The sequence below is a fragment of the Gottfriedia sp. NPDC058432 genome (genome assembly GCF_042721555.1).
Lineage (GTDB): Bacteria > Bacillota > Bacilli > Bacillales > Bacillaceae_G > Gottfriedia.
On the sequence record NZ_JBHXLC010000001.1, the window covers coordinates 178,216 to 195,884 of the forward strand.

Here is a 17,669-nt window from a genome sequence, read left to right on the forward strand (position 1 = left end):
TTGTATGAGAGGTAGCTGTTTTATTAGCTACAACTAGGGTGGTACCGCGATTATAATTATTCGTCCCTACTGTTTATCAGTAGGGACTTTTTATTTTGTTTAAACGACGTATAGAACATAAAAGGGGTGGGCTAAAAATGGAAAACATCTTACAAGATTTAGAATTTCGTGGATTAATTAATCAAATGACAGATGAAGAAGGTCTACAAAAATTATTAAGCGAAGAATCTGTTTCATTATATTGTGGTTTTGACCCAACTGGTGATAGCTTACACATTGGTCACTTATTACCAGTGTTAATGTTAAAGAGATTTCAAGTTGCAGGACATAAACCAATTGGTTTAGTAGGTGGAGCAACTGGAATGATCGGTGATCCAAGTGGTAAGAAGGCAGAACGTACGTTAAATACTACAGAAACAGTAAAAATGTTCAGTGAACGAATTCGTACACAATTATTACCATTTTTAAACTTCGAAGGTGAAAATGCTGCTAAAGTAGTTAATAACTTTGATTGGACAGGCGAATTAGATGTTATTACATTCTTACGTGACATCGGTAAAAACTTCGGATTAAACTACATGCTTGCTAAAGATTCAGTTGCATCTCGATTAGAAGCAGGTATTTCATTTACTGAATTTAGTTATATGATTTTACAATCATATGATTTCTTAAAATTATACCAAGACCATAACTGTAAATTACAAATTGGTGGTAGTGACCAATGGGGTAATATTACAGCTGGTATGGAATTAATCCGTAAGACAGAAGAAGATTCAAAAGCTTTTGGACTTACAGTACCTTTAGTAACAAAAGCTGATGGTTCTAAATTTGGTAAAACAGAAGGCGGAGCAGTTTGGTTAGATCCAGAAAAAACAACTCCATACGAATTCTACCAATTCTGGATTAATACAGATGACCGTGATGTAGTTAAATACTTGAAATACTTTACTTTCCTATCAAAAGAGGAAATTTTAGAGCTTGAGAAACAATTTAATGAAGCACCAGAACAACGTGTTGCTCAAAAAGCATTAGCTGCTGAAGTAACAAAACTAGTTCACGGTGAAGAAGCGCTTGATCAAGCAATTAAAATTACAGAAGCACTATTTAGTGGATCTGTAAAAGAATTAACTGCTGCTGAGATTAAACAAGGTTTTAAAGACGTACCTTCATTTAATTTAAGTGAAGCAGAAAAAGGATTAGTAGACTTACTAGTTGAAGCGAAAATTTCTCCATCAAAACGTCAAGCACGTGAAGATGTACAAAATGGTGCGGTATATGTAAATGGAGATCGTATACAGGACGTTGCAACAGTGTTAACTAAACAAGATGCAATTGAAGAGCAATTTATTATTATCCGTCGTGGTAAGAAGAAATACCACTTGGTTACATTATAATATCGAACAAACAGTGAACGAAAAAGCAGTAGTTTGATTGGTAGTAGTTCAGAGAGCGAGTGGTTGGTGAAAACTCGTCTACACAATCAAATGAATTACATTTCGGGAGTTTTCTTTTCGTAGTTAGTTGATCTAATGAAGGGAAGAACGTAAGTCTACGTTACAGATTCGAGTGATAAGGAATTTTTCTTTTATAAGTATTTATTTCTTATAACTAGGGTGGTAACGCGATCGAGGTCGTCCCTATATTTTATAGGGGCGCCTCGATTTTTTATTGGTTTTTTTTGAAAGGGTGAAAATCATGGAGATATTTGCAACGAAAGATTACCGAATATTGGCAAAACTTAATGAAGGTGTTCAAAACCTACATGCTGATTTATTTCCAGAGTTTTTTAAAGTTCATAATCCGGCTGAAATAACTGAGTTTTTCAAGAGTGTAGTTGATAAACCAGAGCATCATTTTTTCGTCGTAAAAGATGTCGAAGAATTAGTCGGTTATGCTTGGATTGAAATAAAAAATATTCCTGAAGGACCTATTAAAAAGGCTTTTCGGTTAGGGTATGTTCATCAGATCAGTATTAATGAAGAAAAAAGAAATAAGGGATACGGTTCATTCTTAATTCATAAAATTGCTTCATTTGCACGTGAGAATAATCTTTCTAGAATTGAGTTAGATTATTGGATCGATAATAAAAATGCAAGTAGCTTTTATGAGAAACTTGGGTTTGTAAAGTTTCGTGAACACGTATATATGGATGTATAAATAAGGGAGAGTATATAAATGAAAAATATAGAATTAGGTACGTTAATCGTACTATTCGCAGTTATTATGTCTAGTTGTCTAGTTATATTAAAATCAGATCCACAAATTCCACTTCTTCTATGTGTTGTTTGTTTAGCTGTATTTGGACTATTTAAGGGATTTAAATGGGAACAGATTGAAAATGGTATGAAAAAAGGTATTCAAAATGGATTGTCACCAACATTAATCTTAATGATGATTGGTTTATTAATTGGTTCTTGGATGCTAAGTGGTACAGTACCTACATTATTATTTTACGGAATTTCTGTTCTTTCAGCGAAGTGGTTTGCGATCAGTGCAATTTTTATTACAATCATTGTTGCTAGTTTTACAGGTAGTACGTTTACAACAATCGCTACAGTTGGTGTTGCGTTAATGGGAATCGCTCATATTATGGGGATTCCACCAGCAATTGCTGCAGGTGCGATTATTAGTGGAGCGTGTTTTGGTGATAAGATGTCACCGATATCAGATACAACGAATTTCGTTCCAAGTATTTTAGGAATAAAGGTTAATGAGCATATTCGACACATGGCATATACAACAATTCCAGCATTAATTGTTACCGTTATTTTATTCTTAATCATTGGTATGGGTCATGGTAATACAGATATGGCGCAAGTTACAGAAATGAAAAAAGCAATTTCATCTAGCTTTGAAGTGAATCCATTGTTATTAATCCCATGTTTAATCGTTTTTATTATGGCATTTAGAGGTTTTTCAACTTTACCAACAATGTCTGCAGGTATTGTTAGTTCATTAGTTTTAGCGTTTTTCATTCAAAAAGGTATTACGCTTGCAAAAGTGTTTAAAACCTTACAAGATGGATTCCAAACGGATACAGGAAATGAAATGCTTAATTCGATTGTTAACCGTGGAGGATTACAATCGATGATGTGGTCTGTGTCATTAATATTTATTGCACTTGCTTTAGGCGGATTATTACAAGAGCTACGTGTATTCGAGACATTAATACAGTCATTATCTAATTTGAAACGTAAAGGGAATATTATTATTGCAAGTACATTATCGGCTATGAGTGTAAATCTTTTAACAGGTGAACAATATTTATCAATTCTACTTCCTGGGCAATTATTAAAGGATGTATTTATCAAAAAAAATATTCCACTTAAAAACTTATCACGTGCATTAGAAGATGGAGGAACACTTTTTAATCCAATCGTTCCTTGGAGTGTAAGTGGAGCATTTTTTGCTTCAACATTAGGAGTACCTGTTATTGATTACTTACCGTTTTCATTTGTATTATTTATTACGCCATTATTCAGTATGATAGCTGCTTTATTAGGTAAAGGATTAGAAGTTGAAAATAAAGGTGAAAGTTCAAGAAAAGTCGCATAAACAATTTGTTTCTACGTAAACTAGTTTTTGTACGAACTGGTTAATGGAGGGAAAAAAATGAGTCATGCAGCAGGTGGTTCTAAGAAAAATCGTCCTAGTGATGCAAATCATGTAGATGCAAAAACGAAAGCACATCAAAAGAGACTTTCGAAGGATCAACATAATCCTATGGGCGAGAAGTATCCTAGATAAATGAATAAATAATTTTGAATCAATCAATCCCTTATACGAAAGAAAGGCAAAGGCATTTCTTTTCGGATAGGGGATTTTTTATTTACAGGCTATTTCAAATAATGTTAAATATTTGTGGAATATTCCAAAATTTAGTGAAATCCACTTAATTATTAGATAGAATAAAAGTTAAAGTAATTTTATTTAAGGGGATAAAGGTAATGAGCTTATTTAAAATAATTACATATATAATAATTATTGGGATACTAAGTTATGTATTCTGTATCGTTTTTATCGGTGTAAATAGCTTTTTGCAATATCAGCATAAAGTACCTAAAAACGCCGATTATGTTATTGTGTTAGGTGCTGGTTTGAAAAAAGATAAGCCTACAAGAGCTTTACGTTATCGAATTGAAACAGTAGCTAAATATGCTAAGGAAAATAAAAGTGCAAAAATTATTGTTTCAGGTGGAAAAGGTAAAGATGAATTGATATCAGAAGCTGAATGTATGAGGCTTGAATTAATCAAATTAGGAATTGAAGAAGAACGAATCATAAAAGAAGATTTATCTACAAATACATACGAGAATATGAAATTCTCCAAAAAACTCATTCACAATGATCAAGCCCAAGGAGTCGTTGTTTCAAATGATTATCATTTATTTAGATCTTTAAAATTGGCTAAAAAACAAGGGTTAAATGTAGTCGGTCTTCCTGCAAAAACACCAAAAGTAATCATACCAACAGCATACTTTAGAGAATGCTTATCTATTTTAAAAGCTATTTACTATAAACAAATCTAAAGATTGCGGTCAACTATACCTTTTTTATAAAAACTATCTTTTAATTTGTACCAATGTCCGTTTCAATTCTTCTTGTTGAAACATTTTATATTATATGGATTTGCTTGTCCAAATAATATAAAAGGAGTGACGTTGATGTCGTCAAAATGTTCGAAATTTTTATCAACTGGGGTATTAAGAAGACATTCTGATACTCAGTTTTTAACAGTTGAAGCAGTTAATCTTGACCCTGATGACGCTCGTTCTGTGAGTGTATTCATGTTTAACTGGTCCAGCGGTTCACCAGTGATTCTTCCTATGGTTGACCCAACTACAGTAACAATTCCACCAAATTCTTATAGAACATTTAGATCTTTCCAACTTCCACCAAATTTATTTGCTTATGAAGTAAGAATTCTTCATCCAAAAGATCAAGATGTTATAGTAAATGTATTTGGACTTAGTGACATTGCATTTGACCCTCAAGAAGGTAATAATGCACTGCAACATGACTTAGCGGTAGTGAAATTAAAATAATATAAAAGATTATTTAAATACACCTCTCATTTCCGCATAAGTAGCCCTTCGAGTAAAGTCGAGGGCTCTTTTTATTAAGCTTATATAAAAAATGAAGAGGAATAAATAAACGCCCTATCAAGTCTGGTAGGGAGTTTATGATGTATGCATTATTAAGTTAATCTAGGTATTATATAATATTTATGATTCTTTTTTGGTTGTAAATTTTTACCTGAAATCAGAAAGTTAAATATGAATGATCTATTTAATCACCGAATATGTAAAAGCAATTCCAACAGGTCTTTTATATTTACCGGAGGATTCTTTTTTGTCGGTTCCGATCCATGGATCATTCCATACTTCAAAATTATATATCTTTAAGTAATCCTTTGCAGTGATACGATAAGTTTTACCGGCTGGAATACTTACTTCGTAGGTGTCAGAAATAGTATAGTTGCTTTTATAAGAAATTCCTAATTCCCCAGCTATTGCTTTAATAGGTAAACCTGCTGTACCAGAAACTTCTATCTGTCTTGACTCAGTTATAGACATTGATGCGGTACATTTACCTTTATAAGAACTCATACGAATCACTTCACCATTCCCATAAGTAGTATTACCTTTTTTTACATATAACCCGTTTCCCCATCTAGCTTTAATAGGAGTTGCAACTTCCTTGTCGAGATAACTGTCAATTTGGTCCTCTTTAATAACTACAGTGTATCCAAGAATATTTTCATCTTCTAATGGATTAATGACACCTGACTTCTGGAGGTCGTTTAAAACATCTTTGTTTGAGACATCTATTTGTAAATCTCCAATTTCATTAACCCCTATTTCAACTCCAGGTTCATCTTTTGAAACTACAACATCCTGACCTATTTCAAAGGTATTTTTCTTTGCTAATTCCTCATTAACTTCTTTTAGAGTATCTATATCTGTCAAAAGTTCAGTAGAAGGAGCATTCGAAACTTGTTTCTCTACTGTGAAATTTTTAATTTCTTCAGCCATAACATTCTCGGCCTTTTTGGATAAAAATAGATAGGAACATGTAAAAGCTAAAACTAGAGAAAGAATAACGACAAAAGCTTTTTTCATATCAAACCTCCGAATTGATAGTATGTAAATCTATTCACAATGTAAGTGTATAATAAATATTGAGATTTGAGTGTGTCTAAAAAAAGGCATTTTGTTTTAAAAATGGAACATTCCGAAGATCGATAGTGGATGTAGTTTTAAGTTAATTTTCTTCAACGCTTTGTAAAGACAAAAGCCTATTATACTAAAATAAAAATTGAATTTATAGAACTACATTAAAAACAATTTAGCCGATGTTTCTAATGGTTTAGTTAGTACTAGTACAAACTTGAAATAAATAAAACCCCCTATTACTATAATAGGGGGGTTTAGAGGTGTGCCCTGCATGCGCATAACCTATAGGGTGACAGTCCCTAGCCACGAAGTCATCCTTTATAAGATGACTTTTTGTGCGACGGGCAGTCGCATAGGGTGCTGACCTAGTCAGCGCCCTTCAATTATTTTATTTAGACAGAGACGACACTTCGGTGTAACGACTGGATGAAGGATAAAATTATGAATTCCAGATGGTGAAAATCCATCCTCGAGGAGACTGACCTAGCTCGAGAAGTCTAATCTAGGGCATTATCGCGAGGTATTGTCTGAAGGAGATGCGGTAAATCGAGAGACCCGTAGACGAAAAGATAGACCCTAATGCAAGAAGTGTGAAGCACGGCGGCGGGATAAGTTGGTGACTCTGCGAAAAGTGAGGAAACCCACTAAAACGGCATTTTCTTTAGAAGTCAGAGCGAGAAAATGTGGCTTATAACGTGATGGTGCAGGGTATGTCTTGAAGGAAAATGCGATGACCCCGTGAGGTCTCCACCTTACCGAACAGGCAGGGTTCTAATCTATAAGGGCAATCCGAAGTGATGAAGAACGGGTGGAGAAGTCAGACGTTCTCATAGTACGGAAGTAGTTCGATGACCATAACATCGAATGAACGGAAGGGGAACGACCTATGGCTCCAAGTCATGGACGAGATGGAATGTTAACAATCAAGTTACTGAGGTAAAACCGTTTGAATGGACATCAAGGAAAGGCATGGAATATCTAATGAATCAAGAGTGGAAATTTAAATTACACAGTGTATATGGTCAATTATTATTCGACCGAAAATTAACCCAAAGCTTTGAACAAGTAAAAGCGAATAAAGGTACAGGTGGCATTGACGGAGAATCAATCGAAAGTTATGAATCTAACTTAGATAGAAATATACTGTCACTACTTGAAAAGTTGAAAACGAAAACCTACCAAGCACAACCAGTCAAAAGAGTATACATACCTAAGAAAGATGGAAAGAAACGACCTTTGGGAATCCCTACAATTGAAGACCGAATTGTCCAACAGAGTTTAGTTAATGTACTCCAACCAAAATTTGGAGACCTTCTATTTCATAGTTGGTCGGTAGGATACCGACCAAATCGAGGAGTCCAAAGAGCTTTACAGATTATTCTATGGAACAAGTCCTAAGTCTAATTGAACAGTGGTTAATGGTTGGTCATATGGAAGAAGTCAAACTAATTCATTCTGACTACGGGACTCCTCAAGGTAGGGTAATCTCTCCTTTACTAGCAAATGTCTATCTTAATGAATTGGATTGGGAATGGGATTTGAATGGTATTCGCTTCGTTCGTTACGCAGATGATTTTCTTTTATTTGCGAAATCAAAAGAATCAATCAAAAAGGCAGCGTCCTTAACTAAAGAAAAGTTGAAAGAATTAGGATTAGAGATTTCAAAAGAGAAAACTAGAGTAGTCAACTTTGAGAAGGACGATTTCGATTTCTTAGGATTTACATTTCATCATTGGAGACCGAATAAGAAAGATAATAAACCTATATTTCATGTAACCCCTAAAGAAGAATCAATCAAAGACTTTCGATTGAAAATTAAAGAAAAGACTCGAAAGACATTAACTCTGAACAAAGAAGAGTGGATTAATCGAGTAAATCCAATTATACGTGGAAAAGTGAATTATTATGTGACGATCATTAAAGCGATTAAGGCTAATGAAGAACTAGGTCAGACAAGTCATTGTAAAACGAGATGGACGAGAAAAAGGCTTCGAAATTTCCTACTTTCTTACTGTTTAATGGGCTAAGTTTTCTAAAAAATTTACAAAATCTAGAAAAATTTCGTCATGTTCACATGCTTTTATTACTAGTGTCAATGAAACGTTTAATTTTTTGTCAAATATTGATGTTAGTTTCGATTTAAAATTTGTGTCCACTATATCAGGTAAATCTAGATCGGAATATTCTTTTCTTATCATGTATAATGCAGCACTTTTTCTATTATCTAATAAAATAATATTGTATGTGGCACATATATCATAAATAATTCCTCTTGCTTCTCTATTGGTGTTAGTTAATTCGGTAAAATTCATAAAAATATCCAATCTGCAGCTTTAATTGCGTATGAAACTGCGTTTGCTATCATTTCTCGAGTACCTTTGTTTGTAATTCCCCATTTCCTTAATTGCTCAGGTAAGTGTGTTCTAGCATAAGCAGCCGCAGAGTCGCCTTTAAAGATTAAAACTGTCATTATAATAGCTTTCTTATAAATCTACCTATTACAATAATTAAAACAACACTTAAAAATTGTATAGTAAATAGTGATAAAGTAGTTATGTCCATATAGAATAGATTATTGAGAATGGAATCTCCCCAAAATCCTATAATGATGCATAAAAGTACTTCTGTCTTGAATTTAAAATTACTAAAGATAAATTTAAATACTTCGTTAGTATTCTTAAACATCAATCCACCCATTCTTTGGTTTTTTATCTTTACTATCAATAAAACTTGCTAGTTTACCACCTAAATCCATATAATCTAATGCAAAATCTAAGCCTTTGCTAAGTAAATAAGCTACTGGAGCTGCACCAATTGCCACCAATTTACTTTTTAAAGTTTTTGTAAACATTTTTTAGCTTGGTCTTTCCCGACTTTTTTTATATATGCAGAAACAGAACCATCAGTACCATCTTCATTAGAAAATCCTTCAACTGTTGGTGCAGGCATTTGAGGATACTTATCGTTTACTGCACGACCTTGTAAAATTGGTGGAGCAGGCAAACTCGATTGAGAGTTTACATGTTTGGCATTGTTCTCAGTAATATGTTTAGTAATTCCTTTATTTAGCGTTTTCATTATTACCTCCAAAATGATTTTTTTGGATATATTATCCAATGAAAACTTTACCACATTACATCGATAAGTGTGAGATCATATTTGAAATATTGCATTTCAAATATGACTTGTACATTTCGATTAGTACAAGATACTGACAAAATATAAAAAAATCCCTAGAATTGTTGATATAACAACGTTTCTAGGGATTTTATAAATGCTATTTACATAGCATTTTAATTAACGGTTGTAGAATTCAACGATAAGAGCTTCGTTGATTTCAGCTGGTAATTCAGAACGCTCTGGTAAGCGGTTGAAAGTACCTTCTAATTTGTCAGCGTTGAAAGTGATGTACTCAGGTACAAAGTTGTTAACTTCAACAGCTTCTTTAACTACAGCTAAGTTTTGTGATTTTTCACGTAAGCTGATAGTTTGGCCAATTTTCACGCGGAAAGAAGGGATGTCTACACGTTTGCCATCAACTAAGATGTGACCGTGGTTAACTAATTGACGAGCAGCACGACGAGTACGAGCAAGACCCATACGGTAAACTACGTTGTCTAAACGAGTTTCTAATAAGATCATGAAGTTTTCACCGTGTTTACCAGTTAATTTACCAGCGATATCAAAAGTGCGACGGAATTGGCGCTCATTAACACCAAACATGTGACGAAGCTTTTGCTTCTCTTGTAATTGTAAACCATATTCTGATAATTTTTTACGTTGGTTAGGTCCGTGTTGACCTGGTGCGTAAGGGCGTTTTTCTAATTCTTTACCTGTTCCGCTTAATGAAATGCCTAAACGGCGAGATAATTTCCAAGTAGATCCTGTATAACGAGACATTGATTGTCTCCTCCTTTAGTTTTTATTTTGGAGTAAAATAAAAACGTTCGTGTAGCTCCAGATTGTTTATTTTGCTTTCATGTATCCTCGCTCCAGCAGCCAGAGTTACGCGATGACACCTCTTAAACAGTAGAGGAACAAAATAAATATCAAGCCTGTGCTTACAACGCTGCGTTATTTTACACAAAAAATATTATAACCAGATAGTATAAAATAGTCAAGGGCAGTTTTGTTTTTAACTTTTTACTATAAAGAAAAAAGAAATCCACAAAAGATTCCTTTTTAAAATCAAATTTTCTTATCTGATTGTTTCTTCAATTAAATTGACGATTGCTTGAAGATATTTTTGATCCGTTTCATCAAAACGATTGAATTCAGGACTATCGATATCTAAAACTCCAATTACTTCACCGTTATTCATTAAAGGAATAACGATTTCTGAATTTGATGCAGCATCACAAGCGATGTGGCCAGGAAAGTCGTGAACATTATCGATTCTTTGAACTGTTTTTGTTTCGGCAGATGTACCGCAAACACCTTTGCCGTATGGTATACGCACACAAGCAGGAAGACCTACAAATGGGCCTAAAACTAATTCATTACGATCTCCATCTTTTAAATAAAATCCAACCCAATTTATTTGGTGCAAAAACTGATTTAATAAGGCAGATGTATTTGCTAAATTAGCAATTAGGTTATGTTCACCATCTATTAAAGCTTTTACTTGAGCTGTTAGAGTATTATATTGTTGTTCTTTCGTACCTGAATATTCGACTTTTTGAAACATTTGTAGACCCCTTTCCCTATTTCATGTGAAATATCATAGCATATTTAGAAAGAATACTGGTAATTTTGTCGACCGATTTGTAGAGGAAATTATCAATATTTCGCTAATTAGTAAAGGAATTGATGTTGTAAAAGAGGGTGACGAGTATGGAGCAAGATAAACTTGCAACAAAGAAGAAAGTCATCGAGACAGCGCTTACGTTATTTAAAATTAATGGATACCATGGTACTTCAGTAAGGGATATTTCTAAAAAGGCAAATGTAAATATTGCGACGATTTCATATTATTTTAAAGGTAAACAAGGTTTACTTGAACATATTATAGTAGAGTTTTTAGAAGGATACGTTGAAATTTTAGATAAACATTGTTTGTCATTATATGATAAAAACGCAAATTTAATTTTAATGAACCTTGTTGATGAAGTATTAAATTATTACTTTTTAAAAAAGGAATATGCTTCGATTTTTTACAGAGAACTGACAATCGACTCTGTCTTCATTCGTGAAATTATGATGACTTATTTAGCAAGAGAGCGTTATACTTTTACTCAAATTTATGATGCCATTCGTATATCTAATACGAAACTAACGATGCCATTTTCAGTCTTTTTCGTCCAGCTAAAATCCTTCCTTTCAACACCGTACTTATTTCCAAGCTATTTAAATGAGGTATTGTATATACAGCAAAATGATCTATATTTTTTTGAGAGATACAAAGAGTATGTAGAGAAGTGGATCGAATCACTTATCGATAAGGATGAGCGTCTAGTTAACCGAGTAGAACTATCATCCTAAATGGTCGCCTTTTCATTGTGAAAAATCACAATAAAAGGCGTTTTTCGTTGCTTAAAAATCTGAAATTTCTACAAGCTTTTACAGTATTTATTATAGTTTGATAAAAATATGAAAAAATTGAAAAAATTAAGCCAAAAATCAACTTTATCATGTTATTATTAACTATGACCTAAATAAAGAGCGATTTATTAATTCAAAAATTAACGTACAAATAAATAGATTCTAAAATAGATTCAGATGGCAGTAGAGGAGGTACATCAGGAAAAATGACAATGACATTCTATGTAATTTTAGTCGTAATAGGTATTGTTATCGCATTAATGATTGTAGCCTTAACAATTCGACAACGTTTATACAAAAAGCTTGATGAACTTGAAGCGTGGAGAATGCAGTTAATGAGTAAGCCCGTTACGGATGAACTTTCAAAGCTAAAGGCCTTAAATATGACCGGCCAAACGGAAGAGCTTTTTGATAAATGGAGAACCGATTGGGATGAACTAGTTACAACTTTTTTACCGAAAGTAACTGATTCGATCTCAGTAATAGATGAGGCAATTAATAAATATCATTTCATGAAAGCTAAAGCAGGGATTAGTGAAATTGAGGGAAGCTTAACCGAAGCAGAATCAAGCGTCGAAAAAATTCTAAATGAGGTAAGCGACTTAGTAGGTAGTGAAGAACAAAATAATTCGGATATTGAAATGTTAAACCAAGAGTATCTAGAGCAAAGAAAGCTTTTATTAACTCATCGTCATCTATATTCAATTTCTGAAACTCAGTTGGAACAAAAGATGGATGAAATCAAACAACAAGTCCAATTATTTAATGAAACAACTGAAAAAGGAAACTATTTAGAGGCAAGAGGCTTAGTAAGAGAAATTGCTGATCAAGTACATATACTGAAAACAAATATGGAAATCATTCCGGATTTATATATTGAATCTTCTACTACAATGCCCTCTCAAATACATAATTTAGTTGATGGCTTAAAGCAAATGAAAGCAGAAGGATATGCGCTTGATTTTGAAGTATTAGAAAATGAAACAATTGATTGTTCTAAAATATGCATCGAATGTGTCGAATTAATTAAAAAACTAGAAATCACAGAAGCAAATGAAAAGCTTGAATTTGTGAAAGCAAAAGTCGATTCAATTTATGATTTATTAGAAAAAGAAGTAGAGAGTAAATTTGTAGTAGAAAAAGAAATATGGACTGCCCAAGAAGAAATTCAAAGTATTCGAGAAGATAATTTAAAAACAAAAGAAGAGACTCAATTAGTTCAGCAAATTTATGAATTAAGTGAAGAAGATACTCAAGCTCAAAAAATGGTTGAAAAACAAGTAAGTATCATTACAAAACGGTTTGAATTATTGCAGATTCGTGTAGCAGAACAAGATCTTGCATTTTCTGTAATAAGAGAAGAATTAGATTTACTAAAAAACCAAATGGAAGATGTTAAAGAATCTCATTTGATGTATGTTGAAATGTTAAAAGCACTTCGAAAAGATGAATTACAAGCTCGTGATCAATTAATTGAAATGAAACGATTAATGTTAGAGGTCAAACGTCTTGTTCAAATTTCTAATTTACCTGGTATGCCAGTTTCTTCTATGAAACAAATACAAGATGCTCAAGAAAGTATGCAAATTGTTTATTTGGAATTAGAGAAAAAGCCATTAAAAATGACGCACGTATCATTTTTACTAGAAAAAGCAGTAACAACTGTAAGTGATTGCTATAATGATACGAAATATATGATTGAACAAGGATATTTCGTAGAAAAAGTGATTCAATATGGAAATCGCTATAGAAGTAAAAATGTACAAATGGCAACGTCAATGGACAAGGCAGAGCAATTATTTAGAGAATTCCAATATAACGAAGCTCTAGAAGAAGCTGCCGTTTCAATTGAAAAAGTTGAACCTGGTGCAATCGATAAATTACAAGAAATACTAAATGAACAAAAGTACACACTACCCCTATAGATGAAAATCTTAGGGGTTTCGTCTGTTTTCAGATATAATGAAAAATGGACTCAAGCAATATGGAGGTACGGAAAAAATATGATTTATTTTGATAATAGTGCGACTACTAAACCTTATAAAGAGGTATTGGACACATATATTACTGTTTCAGAGCAGTTTTTTGGAAACCCCTCTTCGATCCATAAGCTTGGTGGACGCTCAGAGCAATTACTCTCAAAGGCTAGAATCCAAATTGCAGAGCTTTTATCAGTTCAGCCGTCAGAAATCATCTTTACATCAGGTGGAACAGAGGGTAATAATCTAGCAATAAAAGGAACTGCCATGATGCATCGCTCGAGAGGGAAGCATTTAATTACGACTGAAATTGAACATCCGTCAATTTATGAGGCATATAAACAATTAGAGGATCTAGGGTTTGAAGTAACCTACTTATCCCCAAACGAAGATGGATTTATTTCTGTAGACCAATTAAAAAATGCGCTAAGAGATGATACGATTTTAGTTTCTGTAATTCATGTAAATAATGAAACAGGAGCAATTCAACCAATAGCTGAAATTGGGCAATTATTAAAGGGTTATCCAAAAGTATTTTTCCATGTTGATGCTGTTCAAGGGATCGGTAAAGTACCATTAAATATTAAACAAGCCGCGATCGATTTATTAACTATTTCTGGTCATAAATTTCATAGTGTAAAAGGAACTGGAATTTTATATATTAGAGAAGGTGTAACATTATCGTCTTTAATGACAGGTGGTTCACAGGAAAGAGAGATTCGTTCAGGAACGGAAAATCTAGCAGGAATTGTTTCGATGGCAAAAGCTTTAAGGATCACACTAGAAAAACAAAAGACAATGAATGACCACTTATATAACATGAGAAATGAACTCATTCAAAATTTAGAAATGAATGACGCTGTGTTGAACTCACCAAAATCAGATTTTGCTCCTCATATAATAAATATTTCATTTGTTGGATTAAAGCCTGAGGTAATTGTCCATGCTCTATCTGAAGAAAATGTTTTTATTTCTACAAAATCAGCATGTTCTTCTAAAACTTTTGAGATAAGCCGTGTATTACAAAGTATGGGTAAGAGCGAAAAAGTAGCAAGTAGTGCTGTCAGAATTAGTCTTTCTTATGAAAATACAATGGGTGAAGTAGAGCAGTTTAATAAAATAATTAAAGAAGTAATTAAAAATTTATATAAAATAATGAGGTAACAGCATGAATGTAGAATATATTTTAATTCGTTATGGAGAAATGACTACAAAAGGAAAAAATCGAGGTCGATTTACAAGTATATTAAGAGAAAATGTTCGTAATCGATTAAAAGCTTTTGAAAAAATTAAAATCACTGCAACGCGTGATCGTATGTATATAAAATTAAATGGTGAAGACCATGAGAAGGTTGCTGCCAATTTAAAAGAAGTTTTTGGGATTCATACGTTTAGTTATGCTAGAAAAGTTGATACTGAATTGGAAGCAATTAAAGTAGGTGCTCTTGAAGCGATTAACGAGCTTGGTGATAGCGTTAAAACGTTTAAAGTTAACGTACAACGTAGTTATAAACAATTCCCATTAAATACGCCGCAGTTAAATCGCGAGCTAGGCGGGTATATACTCCAAAATACAGAACACTTAACTGTAGATGTTCATAAGCCAGATGTAGCTGTTCGAGTAGAAGTACGTGATGATGCCACTTATATTACTTGTGGAGAAGAATATGGTGCAGGTGGCTATCCAGTTGGAGTTGGCGGAAAAGTTATGTTATTACTATCTGGAGGAATCGATAGTCCAGTAGCAGCGTATATGTTGTTAAAACGAGGCGTATCAATAGAGGCGATTCATTTTGAAAGTCCTCCATTTACGAGTGATCGTGCAAAACAAAAAGTAATTGATTTAGCAAGTAAACTAACTAGATATTGTAGACGAGTGACTTTACATGTTATACCATTTACTGAACTTCAAAAAGCAATTCATAAAGAAATGCCTGCAAGCTACACAATGACAATCATGAGACGTGTTATGCTAAGAGTTGCTGAGCAAGTTTCTGTTGATCGTAAAGCACTTGCTTTAGCAACTGGTGAAAGCCTAGGTCAAGTGGCGAGCCAAACATTGGAAAGTATGCATACAATCAATGAAGTAACTAATTATCCAGTTTTAAGACCTCTATTAGCTATGGATAAATTAGAGATTATGGATATTGCTAAAAAAATTGATACGTATGATATCAGTATTAGACCTTATGAGGATTGCTGTACAATTTTTACTCCAGCTAATCCAACAACAAAACCAAAACGTGATAAAGTGGCTCGCTATGAGAGTCGTTTTGACTTTACAGAACTAATAAATGAAGCTGTTGTTAATAGAGAATCAATCATTTTTGAGAACGAAATGATTCGAAATCAATCGTCAACAAAAGAAGTAGAAATCGATATCGACGCACTTTTATAAAATTACTAAAAATTACCAACAGAAATATGAATGAAGATATGTGTTTTATCACACTCTATACTCACAAGGAGGTGACAACACATGTCAAATAGAAATAATTCAGGTAGCAATCAATTATTAGTTGATGGTGCACAATCTGCTTTAGATCAAATGAAGTATGAAATCGCTACAGAATTTGGTGTAAATCTTGGCGCTGATACAACTTCTCGTGCGAATGGATCTGTTGGTGGTGAAATCACAAAGCGTTTAGTACAAATGGCTGAACAAAGCCTTGGTGGATATTCAAGATAATAAATTTAAATAATTATGGATTAAGGGGTAGGGTAAAACCTACCTCTTTTCTATTTGCTCAGACTACCTGTAAAACGCTCGCTTTCTTCGTTGCTTCGCCTGCCTGCGGTGCTCATTACCGTCAAAGGTAACTCCGCTCCTCATCAGGCTTCGCGCCTCGAAAGGCAAACGTTTTCAGGTAGTCTGAAATCTGAATTTTTGGGACTTTGTCTTTACCCATTTTTAAAATTTTGGAGATTTTGTTATACACTTTTCGGTTGATTTAATATTTAAGATTAACTTTGCTATAATAAAGGGAAAAATTAAAGGAGAGGCCTGTTCATGTCATATATTGAAAATGAATTTATTAAAGTTATAACAAAATCACAGGGAGCAGAGTTGACGGGTATCTATACAAAAAAAGATAATTTAAATTATTTATGGAATGCTGATCCAGTTTATTGGGGGAGACATGCACCTGTTTTATTTCCGAATGTAGGTAAATTAATTGATAATCAATATAAAATAGATAATAGAGTCTATGAGCTTTCTCAACATGGTTTTGCAAGAGATATGGATTTCCAATTAACTGAATTGAAAGAAGACTATATCAACTATGAGTTAATCAGTAGTGAAGACTCGCTTTTAAAATATCCATTTCAATTTTCATTAAATATTAATTATAAGATTGAAAATAATACTGTTTTTATTAAATATGTTGTAACGAATAATGATCAGAAATCAATGCCATTTTCAATAGGGGCTCATCCAGCGTTTAACATACCTCTAAAGGAAGATGAAACTTTTGAGGATTATTACTTACAGTTTGAAGAAGAAGAGAGATTAGAAACAATTAAATTAGAAGGACCATATCGAAGTGGTAAAAGAGAACTAATCGCTCAAAATATTAAAAAATTACCATTAACACGAGATTTGTTTAAGGATGATGCATTAATTTTTGAAAAACTTAATAAAAATGTGCTGACAATTCGTTCGAAAAATCATAATAATAAAATCAAAGTTGATTTCGAAGGGTTTCCATACGTTGGAATATGGACTACACAAACAGCACCTTTTCTATGTATTGAGCCATGGTATGGAATTGCAGATGAAATCGGCCCAGTAAAAGAAATGAAAAATAAACTTGGTATTCAAATTTTAAATCCAAATGAAACATTTACTTGTACATATAGTATTACAGTTGAAAGTGATTGATTTACTGGAAAGGTACGTGACGAAAGTTTAGGTCTAGCCCTTTTGAAAGCGGGATCCTGTAGTGAAAATCAAGTTCACCCTAATTCACTT

The 17,669-nt window shown here is 33.2% G+C and carries 21 protein-coding genes and 2 other annotated features (1 of these 23 running past the window's edge); of the genes, 14 read left to right on the top strand and 7 right to left on the bottom strand.

Annotated elements, in window-relative coordinates; all coding sequences use genetic code 11:
- Positions 1-71 (top strand) — a binding site (T-box leader); it begins 160 nt to the left of the window's first position.
- Positions 72-137: 66 nt separating this feature from the next.
- The 6 genes from tyrS (at position 138) to ACFWM3_RS00985 (ending at position 5,045) form a co-directional block, all read left to right on the top strand.
- Positions 138-1,394: a tyrosine--tRNA ligase gene (tyrS, locus tag ACFWM3_RS00960; protein WP_056473501.1), complete on the top strand. Its 1,257-nt coding sequence runs from the start codon at positions 138-140 to the stop codon at positions 1,392-1,394.
- A 4-nt stretch (positions 1,395-1,398) separates the two neighbouring features.
- Positions 1,399-1,642 (top strand) — a binding site (T-box leader).
- Between the two features lie 53 nt (positions 1,643-1,695).
- Positions 1,696-2,157 (top strand): GNAT family N-acetyltransferase, encoded by a 462-nt coding sequence (locus ACFWM3_RS00965; RefSeq protein ID WP_056473503.1) that lies wholly within the window; start codon positions 1,696-1,698, stop codon positions 2,155-2,157.
- A gap of 18 nt (positions 2,158-2,175) precedes the next feature.
- Entirely contained in the window at positions 2,176-3,555 is a 1,380-nt protein-coding gene (gene nhaC / locus ACFWM3_RS00970; protein WP_390309728.1) for a Na+/H+ antiporter NhaC, read from the top strand.
- 57 nt (positions 3,556-3,612) lie between these two features.
- On the top strand, positions 3,613-3,747 hold the full coding sequence (locus tag ACFWM3_RS00975) for a hypothetical protein (RefSeq protein ID WP_088013475.1): 135 nt from the start codon (positions 3,613-3,615) through the stop codon (positions 3,745-3,747).
- A 200-nt stretch (positions 3,748-3,947) separates the two neighbouring features.
- Positions 3,948-4,529 (top strand): YdcF family protein, encoded by a 582-nt coding sequence (locus tag ACFWM3_RS00980; RefSeq protein ID WP_390309730.1) that lies wholly within the window; start codon positions 3,948-3,950, stop codon positions 4,527-4,529.
- 135 nt (positions 4,530-4,664) lie between these two features.
- The gene (locus ACFWM3_RS00985) at positions 4,665-5,045 is read left to right on the top strand and encodes a hypothetical protein (protein WP_390309732.1); all 381 of its coding nucleotides are present in this window, start codon (positions 4,665-4,667) and stop codon (positions 5,043-5,045) included.
- A 240-nt stretch (positions 5,046-5,285) separates the two neighbouring features.
- On the opposite strand, the gene ACFWM3_RS00990 is transcribed toward ACFWM3_RS00985, so the two are convergent.
- Complete coding sequence (locus tag ACFWM3_RS00990) at positions 5,286-6,122, bottom strand: hypothetical protein (RefSeq protein ID WP_390309733.1); 837 nt, start codon at positions 6,120-6,122, stop codon at positions 5,286-5,288.
- A 1,035-nt stretch (positions 6,123-7,157) separates the two neighbouring features.
- On the opposite strand from ACFWM3_RS00990, the gene ACFWM3_RS00995 reads away from it, so the two are divergent.
- Together ACFWM3_RS00995 and ACFWM3_RS01000 are read left to right on the top strand one after the other, a co-directional pair.
- Positions 7,158-7,574 (top strand): hypothetical protein, encoded by a 417-nt coding sequence (locus tag ACFWM3_RS00995; RefSeq protein ID WP_390309735.1) that lies wholly within the window; start codon positions 7,158-7,160, stop codon positions 7,572-7,574.
- Entirely contained in the window at positions 7,559-8,203 is a 645-nt protein-coding gene (locus tag ACFWM3_RS01000) for a reverse transcriptase domain-containing protein (protein ID WP_390309737.1), read from the top strand. Before ACFWM3_RS00995 ends, ACFWM3_RS01000 begins: the two co-directional genes overlap by 16 nt.
- On the opposite strand, the gene ACFWM3_RS01005 is transcribed toward ACFWM3_RS01000, so the two are convergent.
- The 6 genes from ACFWM3_RS01005 to ACFWM3_RS01030 all read right to left on the bottom strand — a co-directional run bounded on the left by ACFWM3_RS01005 (position 8,192) and on the right by ACFWM3_RS01030 (position 10,863).
- A complete protein-coding gene (locus ACFWM3_RS01005) occupies positions 8,192-8,488 on the bottom strand; it encodes a hypothetical protein (protein WP_390309738.1) in 297 nt (98 codons plus the stop codon). The genes ACFWM3_RS01000 and ACFWM3_RS01005 overlap by 12 nt on opposite strands.
- Positions 8,485-8,646 carry a hypothetical protein gene (locus tag ACFWM3_RS01010; RefSeq protein ID WP_390309740.1) on the bottom strand — a complete coding sequence of 54 codons (162 nt, stop codon included), beginning with the start codon at positions 8,644-8,646 and terminating at the stop codon, positions 8,485-8,487. Before ACFWM3_RS01010 ends, ACFWM3_RS01005 begins: the two co-directional genes overlap by 4 nt.
- Positions 8,647-8,853: 207 nt before the next feature.
- Entirely contained in the window at positions 8,854-9,027 is a 174-nt protein-coding gene (locus ACFWM3_RS01015) for a hypothetical protein (protein WP_390309742.1), read from the bottom strand.
- Entirely contained in the window at positions 9,009-9,254 is a 246-nt protein-coding gene (locus tag ACFWM3_RS01020; RefSeq protein ID WP_390309744.1) for a hypothetical protein, read from the bottom strand. The genes ACFWM3_RS01015 and ACFWM3_RS01020 overlap by 19 nt, the downstream gene beginning before the upstream one ends.
- A gap of 219 nt (positions 9,255-9,473) precedes the next feature.
- Positions 9,474-10,076 (bottom strand): 30S ribosomal protein S4, encoded by a 603-nt coding sequence (gene rpsD / locus ACFWM3_RS01025; protein ID WP_056472146.1) that lies wholly within the window; start codon positions 10,074-10,076, stop codon positions 9,474-9,476.
- A 298-nt stretch (positions 10,077-10,374) separates the two neighbouring features.
- On the bottom strand, positions 10,375-10,863 hold the full coding sequence (locus ACFWM3_RS01030) for a GAF domain-containing protein (RefSeq protein ID WP_056472149.1): 489 nt from the start codon (positions 10,861-10,863) through the stop codon (positions 10,375-10,377).
- 146 nt (positions 10,864-11,009) lie between these two features.
- On the opposite strand from ACFWM3_RS01030, the gene refZ reads away from it, so the two are divergent.
- The 6 genes from refZ (at position 11,010) to ACFWM3_RS01060 (ending at position 17,579) form a co-directional block, all read left to right on the top strand.
- Complete coding sequence (gene refZ / locus ACFWM3_RS01035) at positions 11,010-11,657, top strand: forespore capture DNA-binding protein RefZ (RefSeq protein WP_056472152.1); 648 nt, start codon at positions 11,010-11,012, stop codon at positions 11,655-11,657.
- 266 nt (positions 11,658-11,923) lie between these two features.
- A complete protein-coding gene (gene ezrA / locus ACFWM3_RS01040) occupies positions 11,924-13,642 on the top strand; it encodes a septation ring formation regulator EzrA (protein WP_390309747.1) in 1,719 nt (572 codons plus the stop codon).
- 78 nt (positions 13,643-13,720) lie between these two features.
- On the top strand, positions 13,721-14,860 hold the full coding sequence (locus ACFWM3_RS01045; protein ID WP_390309748.1) for a cysteine desulfurase family protein: 1,140 nt from the start codon (positions 13,721-13,723) through the stop codon (positions 14,858-14,860).
- Between the two features lie 4 nt (positions 14,861-14,864).
- Positions 14,865-16,094 (top strand): tRNA uracil 4-sulfurtransferase ThiI, encoded by a 1,230-nt coding sequence (thiI, locus tag ACFWM3_RS01050; RefSeq protein WP_056472158.1) that lies wholly within the window; start codon positions 14,865-14,867, stop codon positions 16,092-16,094.
- 81 nt (positions 16,095-16,175) lie between these two features.
- The gene (locus ACFWM3_RS01055; RefSeq protein WP_056472162.1) at positions 16,176-16,385 is read left to right on the top strand and encodes an alpha/beta-type small acid-soluble spore protein; all 210 of its coding nucleotides are present in this window, start codon (positions 16,176-16,178) and stop codon (positions 16,383-16,385) included.
- Between the two features lie 321 nt (positions 16,386-16,706).
- Positions 16,707-17,579, top strand: a complete 873-nt coding sequence (locus tag ACFWM3_RS01060; RefSeq protein WP_056472167.1) for an aldose 1-epimerase family protein — start codon at positions 16,707-16,709, stop codon at positions 17,577-17,579.
- Positions 17,580-17,669 lie beyond the last annotated feature (90 nt).

What these genes read in the sequence shown, in the direction of transcription:
- ACFWM3_RS00990 (WP_390309733.1), bottom strand. Translation starts at nt 6,122, where the DNA reads ATGAAAAAAGCTTTTGTCGTTATTCTTTCTCTAGTTTTAGCTTTTACA.
- ACFWM3_RS01045 (WP_390309748.1), top strand. Translation starts at nt 13,721, where the DNA reads ATGATTTATTTTGATAATAGTGCGACTACTAAACCTTATAAAGAGGTA.
- ACFWM3_RS00995 (WP_390309735.1), top strand. Translation starts at nt 7,158, where the DNA reads ATGAATCAAGAGTGGAAATTTAAATTACACAGTGTATATGGTCAATTA.
- ACFWM3_RS01030 (WP_056472149.1), bottom strand. Translation starts at nt 10,863, where the DNA reads ATGTTTCAAAAAGTCGAATATTCAGGTACGAAAGAACAACAATATAAT.
- ACFWM3_RS00975 (WP_088013475.1), top strand. Translation starts at nt 3,613, where the DNA reads ATGAGTCATGCAGCAGGTGGTTCTAAGAAAAATCGTCCTAGTGATGCA.
- ACFWM3_RS01020 (WP_390309744.1), bottom strand. Translation starts at nt 9,254, where the DNA reads ATGAAAACGCTAAATAAAGGAATTACTAAACATATTACTGAGAACAAT.
- ACFWM3_RS00980 (WP_390309730.1), top strand. Translation starts at nt 3,948, where the DNA reads ATGAGCTTATTTAAAATAATTACATATATAATAATTATTGGGATACTA.
- ACFWM3_RS00965 (WP_056473503.1), top strand. Translation starts at nt 1,696, where the DNA reads ATGGAGATATTTGCAACGAAAGATTACCGAATATTGGCAAAACTTAAT.
- tyrS (WP_056473501.1), top strand. Translation starts at nt 138, where the DNA reads ATGGAAAACATCTTACAAGATTTAGAATTTCGTGGATTAATTAATCAA.
- ACFWM3_RS01015 (WP_390309742.1), bottom strand. Translation starts at nt 9,027, where the DNA reads ATGTTTACAAAAACTTTAAAAAGTAAATTGGTGGCAATTGGTGCAGCT.
- ACFWM3_RS01000 (WP_390309737.1), top strand. Translation starts at nt 7,559, where the DNA reads ATGGAACAAGTCCTAAGTCTAATTGAACAGTGGTTAATGGTTGGTCAT.
- ezrA (WP_390309747.1), top strand. Translation starts at nt 11,924, where the DNA reads ATGACAATGACATTCTATGTAATTTTAGTCGTAATAGGTATTGTTATC.
- thiI (WP_056472158.1), top strand. Translation starts at nt 14,865, where the DNA reads ATGAATGTAGAATATATTTTAATTCGTTATGGAGAAATGACTACAAAA.
- ACFWM3_RS00985 (WP_390309732.1), top strand. Translation starts at nt 4,665, where the DNA reads ATGTCGTCAAAATGTTCGAAATTTTTATCAACTGGGGTATTAAGAAGA.
- ACFWM3_RS01005 (WP_390309738.1), bottom strand. Translation starts at nt 8,488, where the DNA reads ATGAATTTTACCGAATTAACTAACACCAATAGAGAAGCAAGAGGAATT.
- rpsD (WP_056472146.1), bottom strand. Translation starts at nt 10,076, where the DNA reads ATGTCTCGTTATACAGGATCTACTTGGAAATTATCTCGCCGTTTAGGC.
- refZ (WP_056472152.1), top strand. Translation starts at nt 11,010, where the DNA reads ATGGAGCAAGATAAACTTGCAACAAAGAAGAAAGTCATCGAGACAGCG.
- ACFWM3_RS01055 (WP_056472162.1), top strand. Translation starts at nt 16,176, where the DNA reads ATGTCAAATAGAAATAATTCAGGTAGCAATCAATTATTAGTTGATGGT.
- ACFWM3_RS01060 (WP_056472167.1), top strand. Translation starts at nt 16,707, where the DNA reads ATGTCATATATTGAAAATGAATTTATTAAAGTTATAACAAAATCACAG.
- nhaC (WP_390309728.1), top strand. Translation starts at nt 2,176, where the DNA reads ATGAAAAATATAGAATTAGGTACGTTAATCGTACTATTCGCAGTTATT.
- ACFWM3_RS01010 (WP_390309740.1), bottom strand. Translation starts at nt 8,646, where the DNA reads ATGACAGTTTTAATCTTTAAAGGCGACTCTGCGGCTGCTTATGCTAGA.